The sequence below is a fragment of the Azospirillum lipoferum 4B genome (assembly GCF_000283655.1).
GTDB lineage: Bacteria > Pseudomonadota > Alphaproteobacteria > Azospirillales > Azospirillaceae > Azospirillum > Azospirillum lipoferum_C.
Genome location: NC_016624.1, coordinates 142,304 through 167,623 on the forward strand (window position 1 = coordinate 142,304; position 25,320 = coordinate 167,623).

Here is a 25,320-nt window from a genome sequence, read left to right on the forward strand (position 1 = left end):
GTAGATCCCGAAATCTCTCCCGCAGGTTGAAAAGAAAACTGTTATATCAGTGCGAAAATACGACTATCGAGCCGCCCAGCGCCATGCCGCGGGAGAAATGAGAAGGCCGCGCGTCTATTCGCTGAAATGGTTCTATGACAACGGCAAAGGGTCATCGCGCTGCGGCCACCTCCATCCCACCCAACGGAAAGATCGTGGATTCTCCTTATATATTTCTTAGCGATTTTGGCGCTTCCCTAGTCGTCCGGACACCGAATTATATACAATTGTTCCCTTTTCCTGACATCGCCATCACCGGTCCGGCGAAGGGGACGGACGCAACGACCAATGCGGCGAGAGCCGGAACGGCCGACCGCAGAGAGACCTGAATGTGCTGGTGCACTGGCGCCAGGGGGGAGGACGGGATGTCGAACGATAGCCATCGGAAACCGACCGCGACGGGCACCGCCTGGTATTCCGGTCTGCGCGCGAAGCTGATGATCGCCATCGGCGTCGTGCTGTCCGGCACCATGGTGGCCGCCGCCGTGGCGCTGATCGGTTATGCCAACGTGCGCACCACCATCGACGCCATCGTGGGCCAGGCGGTGCCGGCGATGACCGAAGGCATGGGCGTGGCGCAACAGGCCGAGCGGCTGGTCGCTCTGGCTCCGGAACTGACGTCCGCCGACAAGGCCGCCGCGCGCGAGGCGGTGTCCGCCCGCATCGCCGCGGCGAAGCAGGAGTTCAACGCGCGCCTCGACCGCTTGCGGGCGACCGGTTTCGCCGGTGCCGAGCTGACCGCCATCGAAGACACCTCGAAGGGGCTGCTCGGCAACCTCGTACAGCTCGATCAGGCGGCGGCGGAGCGGGTTGCTCTTGCTACGGCACGGGACGCCATGCTGCCCAAGGTGATGGCCGCGGAGGCCGAGATCCAGAAATTCGCTGCCCCCTGGACTTCCGTCCTCAACAACGACGAGCAGCAGGCGCGCTCGGCCCTTGCCGACCCTGACGCCGAGCTCGCCGTCCTGCGTGAGGCCGCAGCCACCCTGAACCGGGTCATGACGCAGAAGAAGCCGTTGGCCACTGTCACCGCCGAAGCGGCCAATGTCCGCAACATGCTGATGGAAGCGGCGACCACCCGTGACGACCAGCGTCTGGCGATCATCGAGACCCGTGTCGGCGTGTCGCTGGCCGGGCTCTCCAGCGCCGCTCAGGCCCTGCCGGACCGTCTGGCCGCCGTTGCGTCCAAACAGGCGGAGCTTCTGACCGGCTATTCCGTCGGCGAGCAGTCGATGGTCACCCTGCGCCAGAAGGAACTGGCGATCGAGGGCTATTTCGCCCAGCTGCTGGAGAGCAACCACGCGCTCGCCGGCACCCTGTCCAAGGGGATCGCCACCCTGGTCGACGCCCAGAAGCAGGGGATCGCCGAGGCCAACGCTGCCACGTCCCGCATGCTCGACAACAGCCGCCTGACCCAGATCGCGGTGGCGGGCGCCAGCATCCTGGTGTCGATCCTGGTCGTCTGGCTCTTTATCGGCCGGGTCATCATCCGCCGGATGCTGGCGCTGAAGGCCGGGATGGGCCGCATCGCCGCCGGCGATCTCGATGCCGAGATCGCGCTCGACGGCCATGACGAGATCGCGGAGATGGGGGCGGCCCTGCTGGTCTTCCGCGACACCGCGCGCGAGGTGGAAACGACCCGCGCCGCTGCGGAGGCCGAACGCCAGCGGGCCGCCGGCGAACGCCGCGACGCCATGCTGTCGCTGGCCGACCAGTTCGAGAATGGCGTGAAGGTTGTGGTGGAGACGGTGTCCGCCGCCGCGACCCAGATGCACCAGACCGCCGCCGGCATGGTGGCGACCGCCGACGACGCCTCGCGCCAGGCCGGCAATGCCGCCTTGGCGGCGGAAACCGCCTCTGTCAATGTCGATGGTGCGGCCTCCGCCGCCCATGAGCTGTCGCAGTCGATCAGCGAGATCGCCCGGCAGGTGACCGAATCGGCAAGCATCGCCGCCAAGGCCGCCAACGAGGCGGAGCGCACCGACGGCACGATGCGCGAATTGAACGACGCGGCCAGCCGGATCGGCGCCGTCCTGGACCTGATCTCCGACATCGCCGGCCAGACCAACCTGCTGGCGCTCAACGCCACCATCGAGGCGGCGCGGGCCGGCGAGGCCGGCAAGGGCTTCGCCGTGGTGGCGCAGGAGGTCAAGCAGCTGGCCAGCCAGACGGCGAAGGCCACCGACCAGATCGCCGGCCAGATCGGCGCCATGCAGCAGGCGACCGGCGAGGCGGTGAACGCCATCCGCAGCATCGGCATGACCATCGGCCGGTTGAACGACATCGCCGCCAGCATCGCCGCGGCGGTGGAGCAGCAGGGTGCGGCCACTTCGGAAATCGCCCGCAATGTCCAGCAGGCGGCGGGCGGCACCGCCCAGGCCTCGCAGAACATCGGCGAGGTCCGCACCGCCGCCGGCCAGACCGGCCAGTCGGCGCAGGAGGTCCTGTCGGTGGCCCAGGAGGTCTCGACCCAGACCAGCCACCTGCAACAGCAGATCGACCGTTTCCTGCGTCAGGTGCGGTCGGCTTAACCAACCCTGAAAGCCCCTCTTCCGTTAGGGGAGAGGGTGAGGGGGACGTGCGGCAGGACTTTCGCAAAAATCCTGAAATGCATCCCCCTCACCCCGTCCCTCTCCCCGGGGGGAGAGGGGGATCGTCGAAATCAGCCCTGGACGACCGTCTGGCGTTGGGTGCCGAGGCCTTCGATGCCCAGTTCCACCACGTCGCCGGCCTTCAGGAAGACCTGCGGCTTCTGGCCCATGCCGACGCCCGGCGGGGTGCCGGTGGAGATGATGTCGCCGGGCTGCAGGCTCATGAAGCGCGACAGGTAGGACACCAGATAGCGTACGCCATAGACCATGGTGGCGCTGCTGCCGTCCTGATAGCGGTGGCCGTTGACCTCCAGCCACATCTTCAGCTTCTGCGGATCCTCGACTTCGTCACGCGTCACCAGCCAGGGACCGGTCGGGCCGAAGCTGTCGCAGCTCTTGCCCTTGGTCCACTGCCCCTGCCGCTCGATCTGGAAGGCGCGCTCGGACACGTCGTTGACGATGCAATAGCCGGCGACATGGTCCATCGCCTCGTCTTCCGAGACGTATTTTGCGGTCTTGCCGATCACGAAGGCCAGCTCGACCTCCCAGTCGGTCTTCTCCGACCCGCGCGGCAGCTCGATCAGATCGTTCGGGCCGACGATGGCGCTGGTCGCCTTCATGAAGATGATCGGCTCCGGCGGCACCGCCATCCCGGTCTCCGCCGCATGGTCGGAGAAATTCAGGCCGATGCAGACCATCTTGCCGACGCGGCCGACGCAGGGGCCGAGGCGCGGATTGCCTTCCACCAGCGGCAGGGTCGCCGGGTCGATCGCCCGCAGGCGGTCCAGCCCGTCAGGCAGCAGCGCCGCACCGGCGATGTCGTCCACATGGGCGGACAGGTCGCGGATGCGACCGTCGGCGTCGAGCAATCCCGGCTTTTCCTGGCCCGGCGGGCCGTAGCGCAGCAGTTTCATGAAAACTCTTCCCTGATAGGAGTTTGGCGCCCGCCGATCCTGACCGGTCGGCGCGGAAAGTAAAGGGGGTGAACAAACGAAATGTAGCGTTACTTCACAGATCGGTCGACAAGGCCGCAAGCCTGTAGTAAAACTACATCAGGGTCGCAGGCAGCCGGAACGGCCGCCGCCCCTCCCCTGGTGGACTCCCGCATGCTGGACACGATCGCATCCTCACTCGACAGGCTCCGCCGGGCGGAAGCCGCGGTGGCGCGCACCGTGCTGGCGGCACCCCATGCCGCCGTGCGTGCCAGTCTGGCCCAGCTCGCGGGCAAGGCCGGTGTCAGCGAACCGTCGGTCCTGCGCTTCTGCCGCACCGCCGGCTTCGGCGGCTTCCATGAATTCAAGATCGCGCTGGCCCAGCATCTGGCGGCTTCCGCCGCGCGGGAAGAGGCCGGCGACCGGCCGACCCCGCTGGTGCGCGACCTCTCCCCCGGCGACAGCGTCGCCAGTGCGACGGAAAAGGTGCTGAACCGCTCCATCGACGCGCTGGTCCGCCTGCGCAGCCGTCTGGACACTGCGGCGCTGGAGCGCGCGGCCGGCGTGCTGGCCTGTGCGCAGCGGGTGCAGATCGTCGGCGTCGGCGCATCCGGAACCGTGGCTCTCGACGCCCACCACAAGCTGTTCCGTCTTCTGCCGCAGGTGACCGCCAGCACCGATGCCCATCTCCAGGCGATGGCCGCGGCGACGCTCGGCCCCGGCGATGCGCTGCTGGCGATCTCCAAGACCGGCACCAGCGACGAGATCTTCGACGTCGCCGCCATCGCGCGTGACGGCGGGGCGACGGTGATCGCCATCACCGCATCGGCCACGCCGCTGGCCGAACGCGCCGACATCCGCCTGACCGTCGACGTGGACGAGGACACCGCGGTCCACACGCCGATGGCCTCCCGCCTTGCCCAGCTGGCCCTGATCGACGCCCTGACCGTCGCCGTCGGGCTGCAGGCTCCCCCCGGCCTCGACCGCCGCCTTGCCCGCATCAAGGCCGTGCTGGCCGGGCACCACCGCGTGCCGGACCGTCCGGCCTCCGCCGTTCCTTCGCTTTCCTTGTCCCACCAGAAGAGTCCCGAGGAATCCTGATGTCCACCACCCCGACCGCTTCCGAGATCCTCGACCAGCTCGTCGCCTACGGCGTCGTGCCGGTCATCCGCAACAGCTCCGCCGATCTGGCGCGCACCGCCGTCAGCTGGCTGCGCGAGGCCGGCTATGGCACCTTCGAGATCACTATGACCACCCCCGGCGCCGTTGGCCTGATCGAGGAGTTGTCGGCGGAGGGCGGCGCCCTGATCGGCGCCGGCACCGTCCTGACCCCGGCGGCCGTCGCCGATGTCGTGAAGGCCGGCGCCAAGTACGTCGTGTCGCCCTGCGTGGTGCCGAAGGTGGCCGCCGCCTGCCGCGACCATGGCGTGGCCTGCCTGATGGGCGCCCTGACCCCGACCGAGGTGCATGCCGCCATCTCCGCCGGTGCCGACGCCATCAAGATCTTCCCGGCCTCCACCGTCGGCCCGGCGCACATCAAGGCGCTGAAGTCGGTCTTCCCCGGCGTCCGCTTCGTCCCCACCGGCGGCATCGACGCCACCACCGTGGCCTCCTATGTCGCGGCCGGCGTGGCCTGTGTCGGTGCCGGCGGCAAGCTGGTGGACGAGGGCCTGGTGCAGGCGGGCGACCGCGAGGCCATCCTGGCCGCCGGCCGCCAGCTGATGGAGGCCTACCGGGCCGCCAAGGGCGCCTGAGGCCGATCGGCACGTCTGCACGTCTTTCGTCTCTCCCGCATGGCTGTCCAGCCGCAGGGTGACCGGCGGCCTATCCGTAACAAGCGTCGCTGCCGGGCCCCGGCCCTATCGGGCTTTCCCGGCAGCGGAACGCCGTTGCGGAAGGGTGGGCTGTATCATGAATGCGGAGTCTTGGCGGGTCTGCGGTCTCGTGCTGGCGGCGGAACTGATCCTGAGCGTGGCACCGGTCCGGGCGATGTCCCTGCAGGAGGCGCTTTCGCGCGCCCAGGCGACCAACCCAACGCTGGCCGCCGAAGAAGCCCGCCTGCGCGCGGTCGACGAGCAGATCCCGCAGGCGATATCGGGCTACCGGCCGACGGTGACGGCCACGCTGGGCATCAGTCGCGACCTGACCAACACCCGCTATCAGGCCGCCGCCGGCGAACGGACGGAGACGAACGCGAAAAGCGTGTCGATCACGGCCAGCCAGCCGCTGTACGACGCCACCGTCGCTCCCGCCGTGCGCCGGGCCGAACGGCTGGTTGAGGCGGAACGCGCCACCCTGCTGGCGACCGGGCAGACCGTGCTTCTGAACGCCGCGACCTCCTATATGGACGTGGTCAAGAATCAGGAACTGGTGGCACTGAACGTCGCCAATGAAAAGCTGCTGCAACGGCAGCTGAAGGCGGCCCGGGATCAGGCGCGGGTCGGGGAATACACCCGGACCGATGTCGCCCAGGCGGAATCGCGCCTTGCCCAGGCCATCGCGTCGCGTCTGGAGGCTGAGGGCACGCTGGAAACCTCCCGCGCCACCTTCGTGCAGGTCGTCGGTTCGGCGCCCGGCGTGCTGGCCGCGCCCAAGCCAGCCTTCCGCCTGCCCCGGACGGCGGAAGAGGCGACGGCGCTCGCCCGCGCCAACAACCCGTCGGTACTCAGCGCGGCTTATACCGAAGACGCCCAGCGCCATCGGATCGATCAGCAGTTCGGCCAGCTTCTGCCTTCCGCCAGCCTGTCTGCCAGCGGATCGCGGACCTGGGATCCGGGGCGTGACGATGGCATCGATTATACCCGGACCGACAGCCTGACCGCGAAGGTGCAGGTGGTGGCGCCGCTCTATCAGGCCGGCTTGCCGGAGGCGCAGGTGCGGGAGGCGAAGCACACCGCCCGGCAATACCGCCTGCAGGCGCGGGACCAGGGCGACCAGAGCGTGGAGAGTGCGATCACGGCCTGGACCTCGTTGGAAACCGCAAGGGCCAACATCCGCTCCTATCGCGACCAGATCAAGGCGGCCCAGACCGCGCTGGACGGCATCCGCGAAGAGGCCAAGGTCGGCAGCCGCACCTTGCTCGATGTTCTGAACCAGGAGCAGGAATTGCTGAACAGCCGCGTCAACCTGATCACCGCCCAACGCGACGAAACGGTCGCCGCCTTCCAACTGTTGGCCGCCTGTGGGCAGCTGTCGGCTGAGCGGCTGGGGCTGGAGACGCGGGCACGGTAACCTCGCCTGTTGCGCCGCTGGGAAAATCCTGCCGGCCGGTGGGGGAAAAGCTGCCGGCCGGTAGGATCGTGGCATTCGAGGTTCTTTATCTGTCAATAACTTGCGGCTGGCCTGCATTCTGCAATGCCCTGTTCGACATCCCCTCAGGGGATGCGGAACGAGGGAGAGCACGCCATGGTCAGCCTGTCCAGCTACGCCGATGTCGGCAGCATGGCCCAGAGCCTGCAGCAGTCGATCGATGCCGCGGTCAAGCGCGTGCAGCAGCAGGCGGCCGGCAATGGCGGCGCGACCGGCAAGGTCCAGGAATACGAGAAGACCGTCAACAAGTCGGCGCTGAACGCAGCGCCCTTCGCGACCGGCATCGGCACGCTGGTGAAGGACACCAGCAGGCTGAACGTCTTCAGCTCCCTGGCGTCCAACGATCCCGCCGACTTCTACAAATTCAACGTCACCACGTCCGGCGCCGTGACGCTGGGAACGGTCGGCGACGCCGGGGTGCGGCTGCAACTGATGGACCGCGGCGGCAAGATCATCGCCGACAGCAACAAGGATGCCGGCGCCAGCTATGACGCCTTCCAGAAGCTGAAATCCGGCCAGCTGACCCTGGACAAGGGCGACTACACGCTGCGCGTCGCCCGCGACAAGGACGTGCCGGTCAAGGATGCCAAGAGCTACGGCGTCCAGCTGCGCATGGGCAACTACAGCAAGGACTACGACACCATCGCCAAGCAGCCGGCCAAGGGCGACAACCCCTTCGGCAACAACACCAAGCTGCAGGGGCTGGCCGCCATCCTGGGCGCCGGCAGCGCTTCCACGAACCCCGCCTCCTTGATGCTGGGGGGATCCGGCGGCAGCTATGGCGGGCGCGGATCGCTGGTGAACGCTCTGCTGTGAGAGCGGCGCCCGGCCCCGAAGCCGGCCTCAAACCAGACGGTCGCGCCCCGATTCCTTGACCAGCAGGACCGCCTGGGTGCGGCTGCCGACGCCCAGCGCCTTCAGAACGCCAGTGACATGGGTCTTCACCGTGGACAGGTTCAGGCCCAGCCTCTCGCCGATCTCCTGGTTCGACAGGCCCTGGGCCAGCAGGTCCAGAACCTCCAACTGCCGGCGGGTCAGACCGTCGAACACGCTGGGTGCGCCGCCGCGTGCAGGCGCCGCACCGGCCGCCACCGGCGCGCCCGGCATGCCCAGAACCGGCGGGACATAGGAGCCGCCCGCCATCACCAGCCGCAGGATATTGACCACGAGCACGTCGTCGGTCGATTTCGGGATGAAGGCGCGCACGCCGCGCGACAGCACCGCGCGCATCTCGTCCGGCGATTCGATCATCGAGAAGACGGCGACGGGGACCGGCGCCACACGCTTCACCAGCGCCTCGACGTCGTCCAGACCGCCCAGGCCGGGCATGCGCAAATCCATCACGATCAGGTCGAACGCACTGCCGCCCTCGAGCATCGACGAGTCGAGGATGGCGTTCAACTGGCTGAAGCTGGTCGCGGCCACCACGGTGGCCTGCTCGTCCAGTTCACCCACCAGATGGGTCAAGCCGCTGCGGACGATGGAATGATCGTCGGCGATCAGAACCTGCATGTAACGTCTCGGACCGAAGATGCCTTGCGTGCTGCACCGTCATACGCTGACGCAACGGCCGGCGCTACCTCCTTCGCACGTCCGGGCACAGCAATACCGGGAAGATCCTGAAAGAAAAACGCGGAGGAGGTCATCCGCCCCCTCCCCCGCCTGCAGGTTCGCCCAGATCAGGAGATCTTGATGAGGATTTGGGCGCGGCGGTTCGACGGTTCCCGCACGTTCGGACCGGTGGGGACCATCAGCTGGTTCTCGCCGACGCCTTCGATGGAGATCATGGTGGCCGGCGTGCCGCGCGCGACCAGCCCCTGGCGCACCGCCTCGGCCCGGCGGACCGAAAGCCGCTGGTTGTAGGTGGGTGAGCCCGAGGTGTCGGTGTGGCCGATCACCTGGATGCGGACGGCGCGGGCACGGCTGGACGCTTCGGCGGCATCGGCGATGATGCTGGCGGAGTTCGGGGTGATCGTCGCCTTGTCCCAATCGAAGAACACCTGATATTCGCTCTGCGGCTGGGCGGCCATCGGCGGAGCGGCGGGGGCCGGGGCGGCGACCGGCGTGACGCGCGACGGCCCGCCGAAGCTATAGCGCAGACCGGCCAGGATGGTGTGGTTGCGATATTCGCTCTTCGAGGTCACCGGACCCAGTTCGAATTCCGGATCGACGGTGGCGAAGTAGCGGTAATCCAGCGTCAGCGCCACAGTGTCGTTGATGGCATAGGACGCGCCGACGATGCCCTGATAGGCGAAGACCCAGTCGCGATCGCTGGCGCCGTTCAGCGTCTTCTTCACCCCGGCGATACCGGCACCGGCGCCGATATAGGGTGTGATCGGCAGGCCGATGTCGAAGTCGTACAGCAGGTTGCCCATGAAGGCATACGAGCTCGTCTTGCCGCCAAGGCCGTTCAGGCCGGGAGTGGCGCTGCTGGTGCCGTCGACGCCGTTACGCCAACGCCAGGCGGCCTCCAACTCGGCGCGCAGGCCCATCGCGGTGGCGTAGCCGACCGAAATGTCGCCGATGCCGCCGATCTTGAACTCCTCCTTCAGACCCAGGCCCGGGGCCGGATAGCTGCTGAGGTCGGCGTCCTCGGTCCAGTTCACGCCGGCCCCCGCGCCGACGTAGAAACCTTCCGGTGCGGCGAAGGCCGCGGTCGAAAGGGCCACGGAAGGAACGGCGACGGCCAGTGCCGTGCCCAGCAAAATCCCACGCATCGTCATGTTCTTGTTCCCATCGTTGACGGCGTTGGCGGATCGGGACATCCCGGCCTGCGGCGAAACGCGTGACAGAACGGGCTCCGGCCCCGACAATGGAATCCGGACTTGCGGCTGCCAATCCCGCCCAGGCACGGCCGCTTTTCCTGTTGCAGATTTGCCGCAACGCCCCTTCCGGCCTTTCCTTCTGTGATAACAATGACTTGGACATCCGCCCCAATGCCCGCTACCCCGGACGATGCGATCGACTACCCCATCTGCACCACCCCGGATCCGGGCGGCTGGCAGGTGGTGGCGCCGGGCGTGCTGTGGATCCGGCTGTCCCTGCCCTTCCAGCTCGATCACCTCAACGCCTGGGCGTTGGACGGCGGTGCGGCCGGCTGGACGCTGGTCGATTGCGGGTTGGGGGACCGGCGCACGCTGGCGGTATGGGAAGACCTGCTGCGCGATGCGCTCGGCGGACGGCCGGTGGAGCGGGTGGTGGCCACCCATTTCCATCCCGACCACATCGGCGCCGCCAACTGGCTGGTGGAGCGGACCGGTGCGGCCTTCGCCACTTCACTGACGGAATGGCTGTTCGCCCGCATGCTGTCAGCCGGCAACGATGCCGCCACCGATGCCGCGGTGGAGCGATTCTATCGCCGCTGCGGCTTGGCGCCGGAGACGCTGGACGCCGTGCTCGCCCGCAAGGGGGCCTACAGCCGCGGCGTCCCCGGCGTGCCGGCGATGCTGACCCGGCTGCGTGCCGGCGACGGTCTGCCGGTGGGCGACCGCTTCTGGACCGTGATCGGCGGCAGCGGCCATACGGCGGAACCGGTCAGCCTGTACCGCCCGTCGGACGGCAGCGATGGCAATGGCGACGGTTCGGCCCTGCTGATTTCCGGCGACCAGATCCTGCCGCGGATCAGCCCGAACATCAGCGTCTGGCCGACCGAACCGGACGCCGATCCTCTCACCGACTACCTCGCCAGCCTGAAGGGCTGGGCCGCCCTGCCGGCCGACACGCTGGTCCTGCCCTCGCACGGCCGCCCCTTCCGCGGCCTGCACCGGCGCGCCGACGAACTTGCCCTCCACCATGCCGAACGGCTGGCGGAGATCGAATCGCTCTGCGCGTCGCCGCGGACGGCGGCGGAGGTGACGCAGGCGCTGTTCCCGCGCCCGCTCGACCCGCACCAGACCGTCTTCGCCGTGGGCGAGGCCGTGGCGCACCTCAACCATCTGATACGCCGGGGGCGGCTGGAGCGTGTGTCCGGCGGCGGGAAGAGCGGGCCGGACATCGACCTCTACCGGCGGTGTGCCGTCGTTTAGCCCCGATGCTCCCCCCGATATCCCCCCCGATGCTCCCGAGGTGTTTGTCGGACGGGGCCGCTACTCGGTGACGATCTCGAACTGCTGCGGGTCGAGCAGGGTCGACACCGAGAGGGTCTTCAGTGTCTTCGGGTCGTCGGTTCGCTTCATCTGGGCATGCTGGGTGCCCATGCCGTCCTTGCGGATGGCGACCACTTCCCAATAACCGCCGCTGGGTGACAGCTTGCGATAAATCTGACCTTCGATCACCTCGCGCTTTCTGCGCATTCCCGTTCTCCAAAACCCATCCCATACCGGCTGCCGTCACGGCCGCCGTGAAGGGCGCCATTGAACCACAAAACCCCCCCGTCGTGGCGAGTGTCCGTTCGGTGACCGTTGACCGATGCCGCAGATGCGCTGTTGCAGCGCAGCACGTCCGGGGCACCCCCGATGACCCTTTGCCGCAGTGCGGATTCAAGCTGGAACAAAAGTCCCGGTTGTGGGTTCATAGCGGTCATGAACACCGATCTCGACGTGCTTGTCTTCGCGACCCGCCTGGTTGATGAATTGGGCGAAACCGCGATTCGAATGAGCCGCGTTCGTCTTGTCGAACTCACGGCCGCCAACCACACCCGTGCCGCCGCCTTCTGGCGGGAGGTGATGCGGACCTCCGAACGGCTGCTGAACGAGCGGTCGGGTCGCCGCGTCGCATCCGGCCTCTCCTCGCCGGCGATTGCCGCGGCGCAACCGTCCATGTCCCCGTCCGTCGCTTATGTTCCCCGACCTATTCCCTGACCCGGCGCCAAGGCGGGTCGAATAGAAAAAAGGGCCGGCACAGAAGTGCCGGCCCCTTTCAGCGGAACGCCGATGCGTTTCGCTTACTTCACTTCGGCATACTGGCCGTTCTTCCACTTGTACCAGACATAGGCCGGGCTGGTGACGTCACCCTTGGCGTCGAAGCCGATCTTGCCGATGACGGTGTTGTAGCTGCCCTTGCGCAGGACATCGGCAACCTTGGCCGCGTCGGTCGAGTTGGCCTGCTTCACCGCGTCGGCCCAGATCTGGAGCGCGGCGTAGGTGTACAGGGTGTAGCCTTCCGGCTCGTAGCCCGCCTTGCGGAACTTCTCCACGACGGCCTTAGCGTCCGGCTTCTCGCGCGGATCCGGACCGAAGGTCATCATGGTGTTCTCGCCGGCGTCGCCGGTGATGGCCCAGTACTCGTTGGTCACCAGCGCGTCACCCGACACGATGATGGCCTTCATGCCCTGGTCCTTCATCTGGCGGGCGATCAGGCCTGCCTCGGTGTGGTAGCCACCGATGTAGACGGCGTCGACATTCGCCTGCTTCAGCTTCGACACCAGAGCGGAATAGTCCTTCTCACCGGCCGTGTAGGCTTCGTAGATGGTTTCCTTCTGGCCGCCGGCATTCAGCGCCTTCTGCGTCTCGTCGGCCAGGCCCTTGCCGTAGGCCGACTTGTCGTGAAGGATGGCGACGTTCTTGCCCTTGTAATTGTCCAGCAGATACTTGCCGGCGATCAGGCCCTGCTGGTCGTCACGGCCGCAGACGCGGAAGACGTTCTTCAGGCCCTGCTCGGTCAGCTTCGGGTTGGTCGAAGCCGGCGAGATCTGCAGGATGCCTTCCTCGGCATAGACCTGGCTGGCCGGGATCGACGAACCCGAGCAGAAGTGGCCGGCCACGAACTTCACACCGGCCTTGGCCAGCTGGTTGGCGACGGCGACGGCCTGCTTCGGATCGCAGGCGTCGTCGCCGACTTCCAGCTTCAGCTTCTGGCCCAGGACACCGCCGGCGGCGTTGATGTCCGCGACGGCCTGTTCCATGCCCTTCTTCATCTGCTCGCCGAAGGTGGCGTACTGGCCGGTGATCGGACCGGCGGTGGCCACCGCGATATCGGCCTGGGCGGCCGTGGCGGAGAGCGCGGTCGCCGCGATCGCGGCGAGAAGGGACAGCTTGAATTTCATGGGTGTGCTTCCCTGTTCTGTGAATGGTCCCTGTTGCAACATACCCCCGGCCCTTGCGGGCCTTGCCGCCGGGTCCCCTCCGGCGGTTTCCAGACTACCATACCCCAAGTGGTGCGGTGTGCGACAGTTTCGCTGGCACCAATCAGCCGTACGGCCTATTCCCAATGACCTATTTTTCCTCGGCCTTTTCCTCGGCCATACCCGTCCGCTCCCGCCAGCCGAACGGCCCGGCAGTCTCATAGAGCCACGGATACTGGTTGACCATGCGCCGGGCGATGGCGATGCGATGCGCCGTCAGCGTGATCAGCCCGATCACCACCGTGTGGACGACGAAGCCCCACAGCGACAGCAGCTGCTCGCCGAACAGGCCCCAGGCCAGGAAGCGGTCGCCCAGCCCCAGCAGAAGCGAATAGGCCAGCACGTTCGACACCGGCTTCCAGCCCTCCGCCAGGGTCTGGCCGGTCAGCACGCCGCAGCCGCCGAACACCAGAACCGTCAGGAACACGAAAACCGGAACCGAAGAGCCAAGGATCGTTTCCATCTCAATGGCCCCCTTCCAGATAAGCCGCGCGAACCTCCGGGTCGGCCAGAAGCTGCGCACCCGTCCCCGTCATCGTGATCTTGCCCGTCACCATCACATAGGCCCGGTGCGCCAGCTTCAGCGCGTGGAACGCGTTCTGCTCCACCATGAACACCGTCATCTTCTGTTCCCGGTTGATCTCCTGGATCACCTGGAAGATCTGCTTCACGATCAGCGGCGCCAGACCCAGGCTGGGCTCGTCCAGCAGCAGCAACCGCGGCTGGCTCATCAGCGCACGCCCGATCGCCAGCATCTGCTGCTCGCCGCCCGACATCGTGCCGGCGCGCTGGTTGATGCGCTCCTTCAGACGCGGGAACAGGGTCAGCACCCGCTCCAGCTCGCGCTCGAAGCTGCCGGGCTGGGCGACGATGGAGCCCATCTGCAGGTTCTCCAGCACCGTCATCCGCGGGAAGATGCGACGGCCTTCGGGAGACTGCGCGATGCCGCGCCGCACGATCTCGTGGGTGGGGAGGTCGGTGATGTCCTCGCCCTCGAAGAACACCCGGCCCTGCCGCGCCCGCGGACTGCCGCAGATCGTCATCAGCAGCGTCGACTTGCCCGCCCCGTTGGCGCCGATCAGCGAGACGATCTCGCCGGCGCCGATCTCGATGTCGATGCCCTTCAGCGCCTCGATGGCGCCGTAGAAGGTGTGGACGCCCGATACCTTCAGCATGGCTCAGGCCCCCTTCTGCGCGTTGTGCTGGCCGGCGGTGGGTGGGATGTGCAGGTCGGCGGCGACCTCCGGCGGCAGGGCCTCGTCCTCGTCCTCGCCCAGATAGGCGCGGATCACCGCCGGGTCGTTCTTCACATGCTCCGGGTCGCCGTCGGAAATCTTCCGGCCATAGTCCAGTACCACCACATGGTCGGAAATGCGCATCACCACGCTCATGTCATGCTCGATCAGCAGCACGCCGGTCCGGTGGCCCTGCGGCGTCTGCACATCGCGGATGAAGGTCAGGATCTCGGCCAGCTCCGCCGATTCGCGCGGGTTCAGGCCGGCCGCCGGCTCGTCCAGGCACAGCAGCACCGGCTCCGTGCACATGGCCCGCGCGATCTCCAGCCGGCGCTGGGCGCCATAGGGCAGGTTGCCGGCTTCCCAGTCGGCGAACTCGGTCAGCCGCACCCGCTCCAGCCAGTATTTCGCCAGCTCCACCGCCTCATGCTCGGCCTTGCGGTAGCTGGGGAAGCCCAGCAGGCCGCCGATGGCGAAGGTCGAGGCGCGCATCAGCTTGTTGTGCTGGGCGACGATCAGGTTCTCCAGAACGCTCATGCCGCTGAACAGCCGGATGTTCTGGAAGGTGCGCGCCACGCCGGCCAGCTGGGCGATGCGGTAGCCCGGCATCCGCTCCAGCAGGAACTCCTTGCCGGTGGGATGGCGCAGCGTCAGCCGCCCCACCGTGGGGGTGTAGAAGCCGGTGACGCAGTTGAACAGCGTCGTCTTGCCGGCGCCGTTCGGGCCGATCAGCGCGGTGATCTCGCCCGCCCGCGCCTCGAACGACACATCGTTGTTCGCCACCAGGCCGCCGAAGCGCATGGTCAGGTGTTCGACGGTCAGAAGGGGCTTTTCACTCATGACGGCGCTCATTTCGCGGCTCCCGTCGCGGCCGGATTCTTGCCGCCATGCAGGAGGATGGTCGGGTCGCGGTGGGCCAGCAGGCCGCGCGGACGCCACAGCATGATCACCACCATGCCGGCGCCGAAGGCCAGCATGCGGTAGTCGGCCAGCTCGCGGAACGCTTCCGGCAGGCCGATCACCAGCAGCGTGGCCACCACCACGCCGATCTGGCTGCCCATGCCGCCCAGCACCACGATGGCCAGGATGATCGCCGACTCGATGAAGGTGAAGCTCTCCGGGCTGATGAAGCCCTGCCGCGTGGCGAAGAAGGAGCCGGCGAAGCCGCCGAACATCGCGGCGATCGCAAAGGCCGCCAGCTTCATGTTGGTGCGGTTGATGCCCAAGGACGCGCAGGCGATGTCGTCCTCGCGCAGGGCCTCCCACGCCCGGCCCAGCGGCAGCTTGCGCACCCGCAGCGTGAACAGGTTCACCACCAGGGCGAGCGCCAGGATGAGGTAGTAGAGGAAGATGATGCGGTGCAGCGGCGAGAATTCCAGCCCGAACATCTCGTGGAAGGCGGCCATGCCCTCGGCCGGGCTGCGGGAGAAATCGGCGATGCCGAAGAAGCTCGGCCGCGGAATGCCGGAGATGCCGTTGGGGCCGCCGGTGAACTGGTACCAGTTGACCAGGATGATGCGGATGATCTCGCCGAAGCCCAAGGTCACGATGGCGAAATAGTCGCCGCGCAGCCGCAGCACCGGGAAGCCCAGCAGCACGCCGGAGATGGCGGCCAGCACGCCCGCCAGCGGCAGGCAGACCCAGAAGCTGAGCCCGAAGTAATGCGCCAGCAGCGCGTAGCTATAGGCGCCCACCGCATAGAAGGCGACATAGCCGAGGTCGAGCAGGCCGGCCAACCCGACGACGATGTTCAGGCCCCAGCCCAGCATGATGTAGGTCAGCAGCAGGATGCCGATGTCCAGGATCATGCGGTCGGCCAGCGGGGTGAAGGGCAGCACGACGGCAAACGCCACGGCGACCGGGCCGATGTAGCGGCTGGCGTGCTGCACCTTGGCCGCGACGCGGTCCATGCGCTTGTCGCGGTCGGCCTGGGACAGCTTGGAGCGGCCGGTGGCGACGGTCATGGCGGCACGGATGGCGATGACGCCGCCGCCCAGCACCAGCACCAGGCGCAGCACCTGGGTCGGCATCGGCAGCAGCAGCCCGATGCCGGCGCAGACCAGCGCCAGGATCAGCACCGGCAGCGCCATGCCCTGGCGGATCAGCCCGAGCCCGAGGCGGCCGAAGAAGACCAGCAGCAGCGAGGCGACGACCTCCTCCGGCCGGGCTTCGATGCCGAGCCCGGTGGGGCGGTCGACGGTGCGCAGGCCCACCAGCGGAACGGTCAGCAGCAGGGCGACGAAGGCGGCGAGCCCGGCGTCCTTGACGGTGGCGGCCCAGTCGACGCCGCGGGTGGCGGCACGCCCGGAGGACGAGACGGTGTTGGAGTGCATGGTCATGGCGCTTACACCTTCTCGATCTCGGGCCGGCCGAGCAGGCCGGTGGGCCGGAAGATCAGGACGAGGACGAGGATGGAGAAGGTTGCGACGTCCTTCCATTCGGAGCCGACATAGCCGGACCAGAAGGCCTCGATCAGGCCGATGACCACGCCGCCGAGCATGGCGCCGGGCAGCGAGCCGACCCCGCCGAGCACGGCTGCGGTGAAGCTTTTCACGCCCGCCAGGAAGCCGATGTAGAAGTCGATGACGCCATAGATCAGCAGCACCATCATGCCGGCGACGGCGGCGAGCGCGGCGCCCATGACGAAGGTCAGCGAGATGACGCGGTCGACATTGACGCCGAGCAGCCCGGCCATCTTCTTGTCCTGCTCGCAGGCGCGCTGGGCGCGTCCCAGCGAGGTGCGGTTGATCAGCATGGTGAAGCCGACCATCAGGACCAGGGTGATGACGATGGTGGCGAGGCGCACGTAGCTGACCGAGACGGCGCCGTCCATCATGGTGAGGTTGCCGGGCAGGATGGGCTGCAGCGGCTTGGAGCGGGCGCCCTGGAGGAGCTGGATGTAGTTCTGCAGGAAGATCGACATGCCGATGGCGGAGATCAGCGGCGCCAGCCGCGGCGAGGAGCGCAGCGGCCGGTAGGCGATCCGCTCCACCGTCCAGCCATAGACGCTGGTGAACAGCATGGAGGCGAGCAGCATGACCAGAAGCGCCAAAGGCACCCAGGTGATGCCCAGCGCGCCGATGGCCAGGAAGGTGATCAGCGCCACGAAGGAGCCGATCATGTAAATCTCGCCATGGGCGAAGTTGATCATACCGATGATGCCGTACACCATCGTGTAGCCGATCGCGATCAGGCCGTAAATCGCCCCAAGCGACAAGCCGTTGATCAATTGCTGGAGAAAATAGTCCATGTCCTCACCCCACCTTCAGCACGGCGCAAAGGCAGGGTGCGGCGGCACGGGCACACTCGGCACACCGGTCACGCAACAGCAGCCCCCTGTCTGGTGCAGCCCGTCCATTCACCAAACGGAATGCCGTATCATCCGGATTTCCGTCTATCGGTCTGACGGACCATGATTTTTCCTGTTCGGAGGATGCGGTCCCGACCCGGCCGGGCCGACCGTCGAGCGCTCCCCTGACCTTTTCGGTAGTACCAGCCTGACGGATTTTTGCAAGACAGATTTGTGTTGCCCGCATGCGTCGTCCGCTGCCGGCTTCGGTCAGGCGGGGCGAAGAACGCAAAACGCCCCGCCGGCGGCTGCCGGGCGGGGCGTTGCGAATGCGCGCACTACAGCGTCGTGCGTTTAATATGAAACGCACGACGCTGTAGCTTTATGTTTGGCGATCGGATTCACGCTCCAAATCGATTCCGATTTTACGCGATCCGATCTAAACCGGAAATTGCGGCGTCAGCGGACGGCGACGGACTGCTTGGCCGGAACGGCGGCGACCTTCTGCTTCGGCTTGGCCGGAGCGGCGGCCTTGGCCGGGGCCTTCGCCTTGGCTACAGTCGCCTTCGGGGCGGCCGGAGCCGGGGCGGCCTGGGCGACGGCAATGACCGGGTCCGGACCGCTGACCACCTTCACGTCGCAGAGCGGGCGGCTGGCCAGATGCATCAGGCCGGCGTTCTTCTCGTCCGCGGTCAGGATGCGCAGATCCTCGGGGGTCAGGTCCTTGGCGGCGACCGACCGGTCGACGAAGTTGGCGCAATATTGCGCGATGCCGATGGTGGAGGCGCGGCGGCTGATCTCGTTCGCCAGCTCCGTGCGGAACATGTCGAACTGGCGGGTGGCGTTGCCGCCGCTGCCGGCGCGCTTGTAATAGCTGATCAGCGACGCTTCGGAATTGGACAGCAGCGCGCGGTTCTTGATCGAGAAGTCCTGGTAGAGGTCGAAGGGCTTCTTGTCCGGCACCACGGTGCGGCAGGTCAGGCCGACCACCATCATCTCGGTGTGCAGGCGCATCATCTGCTCGGCCGCATGTTCGGCGCGGTTGTAGCAGGCGGGCGCGGCCGGGGTGCTGGCCTTGGTCGGGCGCGCCTTGGCGGCGGCCGTCTTCGCCGGCGGCTTCGCAGCCTCCTTGGCGGCGGCCGCGCTGGCGGGCGCTGGCAGTGCGAGCAGCGCGCCGAGGACGGCGGCGCCGGTCAGGGCTTTCAGGGAGAGGCGAAGGGCAGCGCGCTGGCGACTCATCAGGGGCTCCGGTGGCGCGGTACGGTAGGACGGGTTGGGGCGGAACAGGGGACCGCCCGACAGTCGGCGACCTTCTACCCGAACACCGGGGCCGGTCAATGGTATTTGCCTGCCGCTTGCGTTTTGTCCCACGACCGCGGCGGAGTCGACACGCCGGGTCGTGACCTGTTCCTTCGGCACCTGTCCGTCCTGGCAATCGCCATCGCTGGACGCCGCGGTGGCGGCGACGCTATGGATGGGTATTCCATCGTCAGACAGGTCACGCGGCATGGCAGCCACCGGATCAGAAGCGGCCGGAACTGGGTTGGGCGGCACTGGATTGAACGGATCGGGTTTTGCCGGCGGGCACCGCATCGGCATCGATCTGGGCGGCACCAAGACGGAGGGCATCCTGCTCGACCGTCAGGGACATGAGATGGCCCGCCACAGGGTTCCCACGCCCAAGGGCGATTACGACGGGACGGTCGCGACGATCCGCGCCCTGGTCGCAAGGCTGGAGGGCGTAATCCCCGCCGGTGGCAAGGCGACGGTCGGGTTGGGCATTCCCGGCGCCATCTCCCCGGCCAGCGGGCTGGTCAAGAACGCCAACTCCACCTGGCTGATCGGGAGGGATTTCACCCGCGATCTCGTCCAGGCGCTCGGCCGGCCGGTGCGGATCGAGAATGACGCCAACTGCCTTGCGGTGTCGGAGGCGACCGACGGCGCCGGGGCCGGCTGCGGCGTGGTGTTCGCGGCGATCCTCGGCACCGGCTGCGGCGCCGGCATCGTCGTGCATGGCCGGCCGCTCGGCGGGCGCAACGCCATCGCCGGGGAGTGGGGGCACAATCCCCTGCCCTGGCCGACGGACGCGGAACGGCCAGGCCCGGCCTGCTACTGCGGCAAGCATGGCTGCCTGGAGACCTTCGTTTCCGGGCCGGCGGTGGCGGCGGACCATCTGGCGGCCACCGGCGAGGCACTGGACGCCGCAACCATCCTCTCACGCGCCGACGACGCCCCCGGATGCGCCGCGACGGCGGAGCGGCTGGTCGGGCGGCTGGCCCGCGGGCTGGCCGCGGTGACCAACCTGCTGGATCCGGACGTGATCGTGCTGGGCGGCGGCCTGTCGAACGCGGATCTGCTGTATGACCGGCTGCCGGCGGCGATGGAACCCTGGGCCTTCACCGACCGGCTGGACACGCCGGTGCGTCGCGCCCGCCATGGCGATTCCAGTGGCGTGCGCGGCGCTGCGTGGTTGTGGCGGCCGGGCGAGATGCCGGACACGGATTACTGAGGCGCGGATTACTGAGGCTGGGCCGTCCGCGGCGTCGGCGGGGCGTCGGCGCTGCGCGGCGGCGCCATCACCCGCCGGGCGGCGGCCGGGTCCACCGGCGGCGGCGTCAGCGAATGGGTGTTGGAATAGTGGCGGTTCGTCCGCTTCACGTCGGTGCCGTAGCGCGTCATGCCGGCGCGGTGCCCGCCCGATTTCGTCGCGCCCCAGTGGGACGGCGCCGGGCCGGGGAGCGGCTGCGCCTGATCCATGTTGCGCATGAAGGGACCGGTCGGCACCATCTGGTCGTACACCCAGGGCGCATAGTCCTGCTTCTGGGCGTTGGCCGGCAGCGACAGTGCCGCCATCCCCAGGACGGAAAGGGCGGCGACGGCAGCAGTCCTAGCGGCGGCTTTGGCAGCGGAAACAACGCGGGTCATCGAACAGGCACCTTTCGTCCGGAAAAACGGATCCGAAGATGCAGTCGAGCGGAAAGCGCCCGCGCCGTCCAATGCGGAGGCGCGTTACCCATCCCGGCAGGCCCATCCCCAACCGGGGGGGGTTCCCCTGCCCTTATGACGCAGGCAGGCGGTAGAGCGTGAGGTGCAGGCGCTTGCCGGTGTTGTAGTTGAATCCGGCCAGTTCCGCCAACGGCAGCGGCGTTGCCGTGCCCAGGCTGTCGAGGAAGGCGGCGGCCTCCCGGTCCTCCACCAGGGCCAGACCGCAGGCGCGGTCCGACAGCAGATGCGTTGCCGCACCGGTGCCATGGACCAGCTTGGTGGGCGTGCCCAGCAGGAAGACGAGGCTCGGCTCGGAATAGCCGGCGGAGGCGACGACACTGTCGGCGCAGGGCCGGACCTGCGCCACCGCACGGGCGGCCTGCCGGCTGACCCAGACCCCGTCGATGTTCGGCAGCACCGCGGCGTAAGTGCCGACATAGAGCAGGGCAGCGGCCCCCACCCCGGCGGCGAGCCCCATCCGCCGCTCGCCCCCAAGCAACAGATGCGGGGCGAGCGCGAAGAGTCCGCCCACCGCCGGCACCAGCGACACCGCGATCGGATCGATCCGCTGGCCGACCAGCCAGGGAATCACCGCGACCGCCAGGGTCAACGCGCCGAAGCCGATGACGCCGAGCGCCACGGCGGCGGCCGTCAGCCAGCGGCGCGGCCGTTCGCGGCTGCGGTCGAAATTGTCGAGTAGGGCCGCCGCGGCCAGGGCGGCGATGGCCGGGAAGACGGGCAGCGTGTAATGCAGCAGCTTGGTCGGCACCGCCTCGAACACCAGCCAGCTTGGGACGATCCAGGCGATGCAGAAGCGCACGGCGTCCAGCCGGCGGCGTGCCCAGGTCCAGGGAACCGCCAGCAGGGCCAACAGCGACCAGGGGGCGAAGGTGACCCAGAAGGTGCCGAGATAATAGCCCGGCGGCAGGCCCTTGCCCTCCTGCCCGCCGGACACCTTGCCCAGCATGTCGTGGCCGACGGATTCGGCGAAGAAGGCGCCCTTGCTCTTGATGGCGATGGCGATCAGCCAGGGCGCGGCGATGGCGACGACGATGCCGAGCCCGGCCAGCGGCTTCAGCCGTTTCAGCCAGCCGGCCTCGCGGTCCCACAGGGCCAGCACCAGCGCCGTGCTGCCGGACACCAGCAGGACCATCGGCCCCTTGACCAGAACGCCGATGCCGGCGGCGATCCAGAACAGCAGCGGCGCGGTCCAGGCGGCCCGCCCGGCGGGAGCCTGATCGCGGCGGGTGAGGTACAGCTGCGCCAACACCGCCTGCCCGATCACCACGGTGGCGAGCAGGACGGCGTCGGTCTTGGCCATCCGCGCCTCGACGCCCAGAACGACGCAGGAGGCCATCATCAGCCCGGCGATGAAGCCGGCCGGACCGCCGAACAGCCGAGCCGCCGTCCAGGCGCTGACGAGCACCGCCAGAATTGCGCCCAGGAAGGACGGGATGCGGTAGGTCCAAATCAGCTTTTCGGTGCCCACCGGAACGCCGCGCACCGCTTCGGCCACGGCGGTCGCCGCGGTCTGCAACCAATAGATGCCGACCGGCTTCTTGTAGCGCGTCTCGTCCTGGAAGCGGATGTCGACGAAATTGCCGCTGTCCAGCATCTGGGAGGAGGCCTGGGCGAAGCGTGCCTCGTCCCGGTCGAAGGGCGGCAGCACGGTGAAGCCCGGCAGGAACAATGCGGCGGCGATCAGCGCCAGCAGCGCATAGGCCCAGACCGGCAGAGCGGCGCGCGGCAGGGGGGCTGCGGTCACGATTTGCTCGGCACCGCATCGCCGGCGGCCACCGACTTCTTGTGGGTCCAGACGAAATAGACGTTGCGGGCGTAGATCACCAGCCCCATCCCCTGCCCCAGCATGAAGACCGGGTCGAAGCGGTAGAAGGCATAGGCGAACAGCATCACGCCGCCGCCCAGCAAGAAATACCAAAACAGCTCCGGCACCACGCTGCGCCGCGCCTTTTCGCTGGCGATCCACTGCACGACGAAGCGCATGGTGAACATCAGCTGGGCGAAGAAGCCGATGCCGACCCAGATCAGGTCGGTCGTGCTCTGTTCTTGGAACCAGGCCGCAGCGCGCTCAAGCATCGTAGAAATCCTGTCCCGAAAGGGTCTTATGGTCGCAAGCGTAAGGTCGGTCAGAGGCGTTCGGAGACCGGCGACAGCTTCGTCCGCCGCTTCAGCCAATAGACGCCCAGCAGATCGACCACGCCGATCAGCCCGCGCCGCCAGTTGTTGTATTTTGACACGCCGCGTTCACGCGGGCGATGGTTCACCGGCACATAAGCCACCGGATGGCCGTGGGCGCGGAACAGGGCCGGCAGGAACCGGTGCATCGCCCCGAAGAAGGGCAGGTCGAGGAAGGCGTCGCGGCGGAACAGCTTCAGGCCGCAGCCGCTGTCGGTGCAGCCATCCTGCAGGAGGGACTGGCGGACGGCATTGGCGAATTTCGAGGCCCAGCGCTTGGACAGGGTGTCCTGCCGCTTCCTGCGCAGGCCGCCGACCAGAACCGGAGCACCGGCCTCGCCCGTCGACACCAGGGCGAACAGCGCCGGGATGTCGGCCGGGTCGTTCTGCCCGTCGCCGTCGAGGGTGACGACGAATTCGCCGCGCGCCGCCTTGACGCCGCTGCGCACCGCGGCGCTCTGGCCGGACCGGTTGACATGACGCAGCACGCGCAGCCGGCCGGCCTCGACCGCCGGAGCCAGCCGTGCCTGGGTGTCGTCGTCGGACTGGTCGTCGACGAAGATGATCTCGAAACCGCCCACCGGTGTTAGCGCCCGCTCGATCTCTTCGAGCAGCGGCAGCACGTTGTCGGCCTCGTTGAAGACGGGGACAACGACCGACAGCCGCACCGGCTGGCCGCTCTCCGGATAAATGCTCACGGTTTGCCATCCCATTCGCCAAACGGGCCGCAAATTACTCTCGCGGCGCGGCGAACGGTAGCGGAAAAGGATGAGACGGAAGCGGGGCAGATCCCCGCTCCCGTCTCATCGGCCGGGATTCGACCCGGATTACCCCTTGTTTCCGTCCAGCGGAAGCGGGACATAACGCAGGTCGCCGCCGCGGCTGACCAGCATCAGCAGCGTCTTGCGCCCCTGTTCCTTGGCCTTGGCGATACGGCTTTCCAGATCGGCAGGCGTGGCCACCGGCTCCTGCCCCGCCTCGACGATGACGTCGCCGAGGTCGAGTCCGCGCTGTGAGGCGACGCTGCCGCCGTCCACCTCCGTCACCACCACCCCGGCGACATCCTCGCCGATGGAAAAGGTTTCGCGCAGGCCGGGGGTAAGGGGGGCGAGCTTGAGGCCGAGCGCAGACCTGCTCTCCTCCGGCTCGGCGGAGCGGGGAGCGCCGCTCGAGCCGGACATCGCCAGCTGCTGCGGCTCGTTGCGCAGTTCGCCGAGCGTCACCTGCACCGATTCCTGCTTGCCGCCGCGCATCACGGTCAACGGCACCTCGCTGCCGATCCCGGTCGAGGCGACAAGGCGCGGCAGCTCGCGCATCTGCTCCAGCGGCTTGCCGTTGAAGGCGGTGATGACGTCGCCCTGGCGCAGGCCGGCAGAGGCCGCCGGGCTGTCGGGCGAAACGCTGGTGACCAGTGCGCCGCCGGTGCCGTCCATGCCCAGGCTCTCGGCGATGTCCGGCGTCACCCGCTGGACCTGGACGCCCAGCCAGCCGCGCCGCACCTTGCCGCCGTCCTTCAGCTGGTCGATGATCGGCTTGGCCAGCGAGGACGGAATGGCGAAGCCGATGCCCACCGACCCGCCGGTGGGCGAATAGATCGCAGTGTTGATGCCGATCACCGCACCGCTGGCATCATAGAGCGGCCCGCCGGAATTGCCGCGGTTGATGGCGGCGTCGGTCTGCAGATACTCGTCGTAGGGACCCTGCTGGATGTCGCGGGCGCGGGCCGACAGAATGCCGGCGGTCACCGACCCGCCGAGCCCGAACGGGTTGCCGATGGCGACCACCCAGTCGCCGACCTCAACCGCTTCGCTGTCGCCCCAATGGGCGGCGGCCAGCGGCTTGTCGCTTTCGACCTTCAAAAGCGCCAGATCGGTCGGCGCATCGGACCCCACCAGCTTGGCCGGCAGCCGGGTGCCGTCATGCAGGGTGACGGCGATCTCCGCCGCATCGGCGACGACATGGCTGTTGGTGATGATCAGGCCGGCGGGATCGATGATGAAGCCGGAACCGAGCGCCATGCTGGGCAAGCCCCCCGGTCCGCCGCCCGGTCCGCCATTCGGACCGCCATTCGGGCCGCCTTCCGGCGCGCCGTTGGGCGGACCGCCGCGCTGGCGGTTGCGGAACTCGCGGAAGAACTCCTCCAGCGGCGAGCCGGGGGGCACGTCCATCCCCTCCGGCAGGCGACCGCCGCCGGAGGCCTGCGGCGCCTGGGTGCTGGAGATGTTGACCACGGTATCGACCTGCGTCCGGGCGAGATCGCGGAAGGACGGCGGTGCGTAGGTCCGGCTGGCGTTGGGCGCAGGATTGACGCTGTTCGCGCCGGGCGCCTCCTGCGCGGCGGCGGGACCTGCGGGAAGCGCCGGCAACAGGACGGAACCGGCCAGCAGCGCGCGCAGCGCCGCAACCGGAAGGTGGCGGAAGGCGTGGGGAGAACGCGGAACGGACGCATGCGGCATGGACGGTCTCCGCAAAATCGGTGGGTCAAAACAGTTGGAGCCAACGGCCACCGCCCGCCGAGCCGACAAGTCCCGGTGACGGTCGGAACGCCCCGTTCAGGGAAATTCCTGAAGTCAAAACACGGCCCCCCCCGTCCGGGGTCCATCGCATTTTTCAAAATACCCCACCACCGGCGGTTTCCGGTTCGCGCTTTTCATCCGTCGGCGGATTTTAAAAGCGGCGCCAT

Annotated in this window: 24 protein-coding genes; 8 read left to right on the forward strand and 16 right to left on the reverse strand. The window is 68.0% G+C overall.

Translation table 11 applies throughout. The annotated features are described in order from the left end of the window. Positions 1-404: 404 nt before the first annotated feature. The gene (locus AZOLI_RS27750) at positions 405-2,570 is read left to right on the forward strand and encodes a methyl-accepting chemotaxis protein (protein WP_014249975.1); all 2,166 of its coding nucleotides are present in this window, start codon (positions 405-407) and stop codon (positions 2,568-2,570) included. Positions 2,571-2,701: 131 nt separating this feature from the next. On the opposite strand, the gene AZOLI_RS27755 is transcribed toward AZOLI_RS27750, so the two are convergent. After that, the gene (locus AZOLI_RS27755) at positions 2,702-3,544 is read right to left on the reverse strand and encodes a fumarylacetoacetate hydrolase family protein (protein WP_014249976.1); all 843 of its coding nucleotides are present in this window, start codon (positions 3,542-3,544) and stop codon (positions 2,702-2,704) included. A 192-nt stretch (positions 3,545-3,736) separates the two neighbouring features. Between AZOLI_RS27755 and AZOLI_RS27760 the strand changes: the two genes are divergently transcribed. The 4 genes from AZOLI_RS27760 (at position 3,737) to AZOLI_RS27775 (ending at position 7,687) form a co-directional block, all read left to right on the forward strand. Further along, entirely contained in the window at positions 3,737-4,663 is a 927-nt protein-coding gene (locus AZOLI_RS27760; protein ID WP_014249977.1) for a MurR/RpiR family transcriptional regulator, read from the forward strand. After that, the gene (locus AZOLI_RS27765; protein WP_014249978.1) at positions 4,663-5,316 is read left to right on the forward strand and encodes a bifunctional 4-hydroxy-2-oxoglutarate aldolase/2-dehydro-3-deoxy-phosphogluconate aldolase; all 654 of its coding nucleotides are present in this window, start codon (positions 4,663-4,665) and stop codon (positions 5,314-5,316) included. The genes AZOLI_RS27760 and AZOLI_RS27765 overlap by 1 nt, the downstream gene beginning before the upstream one ends. 157 nt (positions 5,317-5,473) lie before the next feature. Next, positions 5,474-6,793, forward strand: a complete 1,320-nt coding sequence (locus tag AZOLI_RS27770; RefSeq protein ID WP_014249979.1) for a TolC family outer membrane protein — start codon at positions 5,474-5,476, stop codon at positions 6,791-6,793. Positions 6,794-6,967: 174 nt separating this feature from the next. After that, on the forward strand, positions 6,968-7,687 hold the full coding sequence (locus AZOLI_RS27775; protein ID WP_014249980.1) for a hypothetical protein: 720 nt from the start codon (positions 6,968-6,970) through the stop codon (positions 7,685-7,687). Positions 7,688-7,714: 27 nt separating this feature from the next. On the opposite strand, the gene AZOLI_RS27780 is transcribed toward AZOLI_RS27775, so the two are convergent. Then, complete coding sequence (locus tag AZOLI_RS27780) at positions 7,715-8,383, reverse strand: response regulator transcription factor (RefSeq protein WP_014249981.1); 669 nt, start codon at positions 8,381-8,383, stop codon at positions 7,715-7,717. Between the two features lie 167 nt (positions 8,384-8,550). Then, a complete protein-coding gene (locus AZOLI_RS27785) occupies positions 8,551-9,594 on the reverse strand; it encodes an OmpA family protein (protein WP_014249982.1) in 1,044 nt (347 codons plus the stop codon). A 213-nt stretch (positions 9,595-9,807) separates the two neighbouring features. On the opposite strand from AZOLI_RS27785, the gene AZOLI_RS27790 reads away from it, so the two are divergent. Beyond that, on the forward strand, positions 9,808-10,896 hold the full coding sequence (locus tag AZOLI_RS27790; RefSeq protein WP_014249983.1) for an MBL fold metallo-hydrolase: 1,089 nt from the start codon (positions 9,808-9,810) through the stop codon (positions 10,894-10,896). A 60-nt stretch (positions 10,897-10,956) separates the two neighbouring features. Here the strand turns inward: AZOLI_RS27790 and AZOLI_RS27795 are convergent, their stop codons facing one another. Next, a complete protein-coding gene (locus tag AZOLI_RS27795) occupies positions 10,957-11,163 on the reverse strand; it encodes a hypothetical protein (RefSeq protein ID WP_014249984.1) in 207 nt (68 codons plus the stop codon). 228 nt (positions 11,164-11,391) lie between these two features. Here AZOLI_RS27795 and AZOLI_RS27800 point away from each other — a divergent pair, with 228 nt between their 5' ends. Then, positions 11,392-11,670, forward strand: coding sequence for a hypothetical protein (locus AZOLI_RS27800; RefSeq protein ID WP_014249985.1), 279 nt, complete (start codon positions 11,392-11,394; stop codon positions 11,668-11,670). Positions 11,671-11,753: 83 nt separating this feature from the next. On the opposite strand, the gene AZOLI_RS27805 is transcribed toward AZOLI_RS27800, so the two are convergent. The 7 genes from AZOLI_RS27805 to AZOLI_RS27835 form a co-directional block, all read right to left on the reverse strand. Then, positions 11,754-12,854 (reverse strand): branched-chain amino acid ABC transporter substrate-binding protein, encoded by a 1,101-nt coding sequence (locus tag AZOLI_RS27805; protein WP_014249986.1) that lies wholly within the window; start codon positions 12,852-12,854, stop codon positions 11,754-11,756. Positions 12,855-13,023: 169 nt separating this feature from the next. Continuing rightward, positions 13,024-13,395, reverse strand: coding sequence for a DUF6867 family protein (locus AZOLI_RS27810; protein WP_014249987.1), 372 nt, complete (start codon positions 13,393-13,395; stop codon positions 13,024-13,026). 1 nt (position 13,396) lies between these two features. Further along, positions 13,397-14,107 carry an ABC transporter ATP-binding protein gene (locus AZOLI_RS27815; RefSeq protein ID WP_014189439.1) on the reverse strand — a complete coding sequence of 237 codons (711 nt, stop codon included), beginning with the start codon at positions 14,105-14,107 and terminating at the stop codon, positions 13,397-13,399. Positions 14,108-14,110: 3 nt separating this feature from the next. After that, entirely contained in the window at positions 14,111-15,007 is an 897-nt protein-coding gene (locus AZOLI_RS27820) for an ABC transporter ATP-binding protein (RefSeq protein ID WP_162488484.1), read from the reverse strand. An 8-nt stretch (positions 15,008-15,015) separates the two neighbouring features. Further along, positions 15,016-16,506: a high-affinity branched-chain amino acid ABC transporter permease LivM gene (gene livM, locus AZOLI_RS27825; RefSeq protein WP_014189441.1), complete on the reverse strand. Its 1,491-nt coding sequence runs from the start codon at positions 16,504-16,506 to the stop codon at positions 15,016-15,018. Between the two features lie 5 nt (positions 16,507-16,511). Then, on the reverse strand, positions 16,512-17,417 hold the full coding sequence (locus AZOLI_RS27830; RefSeq protein ID WP_014249989.1) for an ABC transporter permease subunit: 906 nt from the start codon (positions 17,415-17,417) through the stop codon (positions 16,512-16,514). A gap of 498 nt (positions 17,418-17,915) precedes the next feature. Beyond that, positions 17,916-18,695 carry a hypothetical protein gene (locus AZOLI_RS27835; protein WP_044553509.1) on the reverse strand — a complete coding sequence of 260 codons (780 nt, stop codon included), beginning with the start codon at positions 18,693-18,695 and terminating at the stop codon, positions 17,916-17,918. Positions 18,696-18,963: 268 nt separating this feature from the next. Here AZOLI_RS27835 and AZOLI_RS27840 point away from each other — a divergent pair, with 268 nt between their 5' ends. Then, on the forward strand, positions 18,964-19,965 hold the full coding sequence (locus tag AZOLI_RS27840; protein ID WP_081506030.1) for an ROK family protein: 1,002 nt from the start codon (positions 18,964-18,966) through the stop codon (positions 19,963-19,965). Positions 19,966-19,973: 8 nt separating this feature from the next. On the opposite strand, the gene AZOLI_RS27845 is transcribed toward AZOLI_RS27840, so the two are convergent. From AZOLI_RS27845 to AZOLI_RS27865, 5 genes are all read right to left on the reverse strand, one after another. Further along, positions 19,974-20,381 (reverse strand): hypothetical protein, encoded by a 408-nt coding sequence (locus AZOLI_RS27845; protein ID WP_014249992.1) that lies wholly within the window; start codon positions 20,379-20,381, stop codon positions 19,974-19,976. Positions 20,382-20,514: 133 nt separating this feature from the next. Further along, positions 20,515-22,206, reverse strand: a complete 1,692-nt coding sequence (locus tag AZOLI_RS27850) for an ArnT family glycosyltransferase (protein ID WP_014249993.1) — start codon at positions 22,204-22,206, stop codon at positions 20,515-20,517. After that, on the reverse strand, positions 22,203-22,538 hold the full coding sequence (locus AZOLI_RS27855) for a lipid-A-disaccharide synthase N-terminal domain-containing protein (RefSeq protein WP_014249994.1): 336 nt from the start codon (positions 22,536-22,538) through the stop codon (positions 22,203-22,205). Before AZOLI_RS27855 ends, AZOLI_RS27850 begins: the two co-directional genes overlap by 4 nt. A 50-nt stretch (positions 22,539-22,588) precedes the next feature. Then, positions 22,589-23,350 (reverse strand): glycosyltransferase family 2 protein, encoded by a 762-nt coding sequence (locus AZOLI_RS27860; RefSeq protein WP_044553513.1) that lies wholly within the window; start codon positions 23,348-23,350, stop codon positions 22,589-22,591. A gap of 114 nt (positions 23,351-23,464) precedes the next feature. Next, complete coding sequence (locus AZOLI_RS27865) at positions 23,465-25,093, reverse strand: DegQ family serine endoprotease (protein ID WP_014249996.1); 1,629 nt, start codon at positions 25,091-25,093, stop codon at positions 23,465-23,467. Between the last annotated feature and the right edge of the window lie 227 nt (positions 25,094-25,320).

Coding starts and splice junctions, on each gene's coding strand:
- AZOLI_RS27800 (WP_014249985.1), top strand. CDS start 11,392: ATGAACACCGATCTCGACGTGCTTGTCTTCGCGACCCGCCTGGTTGAT.
- AZOLI_RS27780 (WP_014249981.1), bottom strand. CDS start 8,383: ATGCAGGTTCTGATCGCCGACGATCATTCCATCGTCCGCAGCGGCTTG.
- AZOLI_RS27835 (WP_044553509.1), bottom strand. CDS start 18,695: ATGAGTCGCCAGCGCGCTGCCCTTCGCCTCTCCCTGAAAGCCCTGACC.
- AZOLI_RS27855 (WP_014249994.1), bottom strand. CDS start 22,538: ATGCTTGAGCGCGCTGCGGCCTGGTTCCAAGAACAGAGCACGACCGAC.
- AZOLI_RS27760 (WP_014249977.1), top strand. CDS start 3,737: ATGCTGGACACGATCGCATCCTCACTCGACAGGCTCCGCCGGGCGGAA.
- AZOLI_RS27790 (WP_014249983.1), top strand. CDS start 9,808: ATGCCCGCTACCCCGGACGATGCGATCGACTACCCCATCTGCACCACC.
- AZOLI_RS27840 (WP_081506030.1), top strand. CDS start 18,964: ATGGCAGCCACCGGATCAGAAGCGGCCGGAACTGGGTTGGGCGGCACT.
- AZOLI_RS27785 (WP_014249982.1), bottom strand. CDS start 9,594: ATGACGATGCGTGGGATTTTGCTGGGCACGGCACTGGCCGTCGCCGTT.
- AZOLI_RS27815 (WP_014189439.1), bottom strand. CDS start 14,107: ATGCTGAAGGTATCGGGCGTCCACACCTTCTACGGCGCCATCGAGGCG.
- AZOLI_RS27775 (WP_014249980.1), top strand. CDS start 6,968: ATGGTCAGCCTGTCCAGCTACGCCGATGTCGGCAGCATGGCCCAGAGC.
- AZOLI_RS27755 (WP_014249976.1), bottom strand. CDS start 3,544: ATGAAACTGCTGCGCTACGGCCCGCCGGGCCAGGAAAAGCCGGGATTG.
- AZOLI_RS27750 (WP_014249975.1), top strand. CDS start 405: ATGTCGAACGATAGCCATCGGAAACCGACCGCGACGGGCACCGCCTGG.
- AZOLI_RS27820 (WP_162488484.1), bottom strand. CDS start 15,007: ATGAGTGAAAAGCCCCTTCTGACCGTCGAACACCTGACCATGCGCTTC.
- livM (WP_014189441.1), bottom strand. CDS start 16,506: ATGACCATGCACTCCAACACCGTCTCGTCCTCCGGGCGTGCCGCCACC.
- AZOLI_RS27805 (WP_014249986.1), bottom strand. CDS start 12,854: ATGAAATTCAAGCTGTCCCTTCTCGCCGCGATCGCGGCGACCGCGCTC.
- AZOLI_RS27765 (WP_014249978.1), top strand. CDS start 4,663: ATGTCCACCACCCCGACCGCTTCCGAGATCCTCGACCAGCTCGTCGCC.
- AZOLI_RS27810 (WP_014249987.1), bottom strand. CDS start 13,395: ATGGAAACGATCCTTGGCTCTTCGGTTCCGGTTTTCGTGTTCCTGACG.
- AZOLI_RS27795 (WP_014249984.1), bottom strand. CDS start 11,163: ATGCGCAGAAAGCGCGAGGTGATCGAAGGTCAGATTTATCGCAAGCTG.
- AZOLI_RS27865 (WP_014249996.1), bottom strand. CDS start 25,093: ATGCCGCATGCGTCCGTTCCGCGTTCTCCCCACGCCTTCCGCCACCTT.
- AZOLI_RS27830 (WP_014249989.1), bottom strand. CDS start 17,417: ATGGACTATTTTCTCCAGCAATTGATCAACGGCTTGTCGCTTGGGGCG.
- AZOLI_RS27860 (WP_044553513.1), bottom strand. CDS start 23,350: ATGGGATGGCAAACCGTGAGCATTTATCCGGAGAGCGGCCAGCCGGTG.
- AZOLI_RS27770 (WP_014249979.1), top strand. CDS start 5,474: ATGAATGCGGAGTCTTGGCGGGTCTGCGGTCTCGTGCTGGCGGCGGAA.
- AZOLI_RS27845 (WP_014249992.1), bottom strand. CDS start 20,381: ATGACCCGCGTTGTTTCCGCTGCCAAAGCCGCCGCTAGGACTGCTGCC.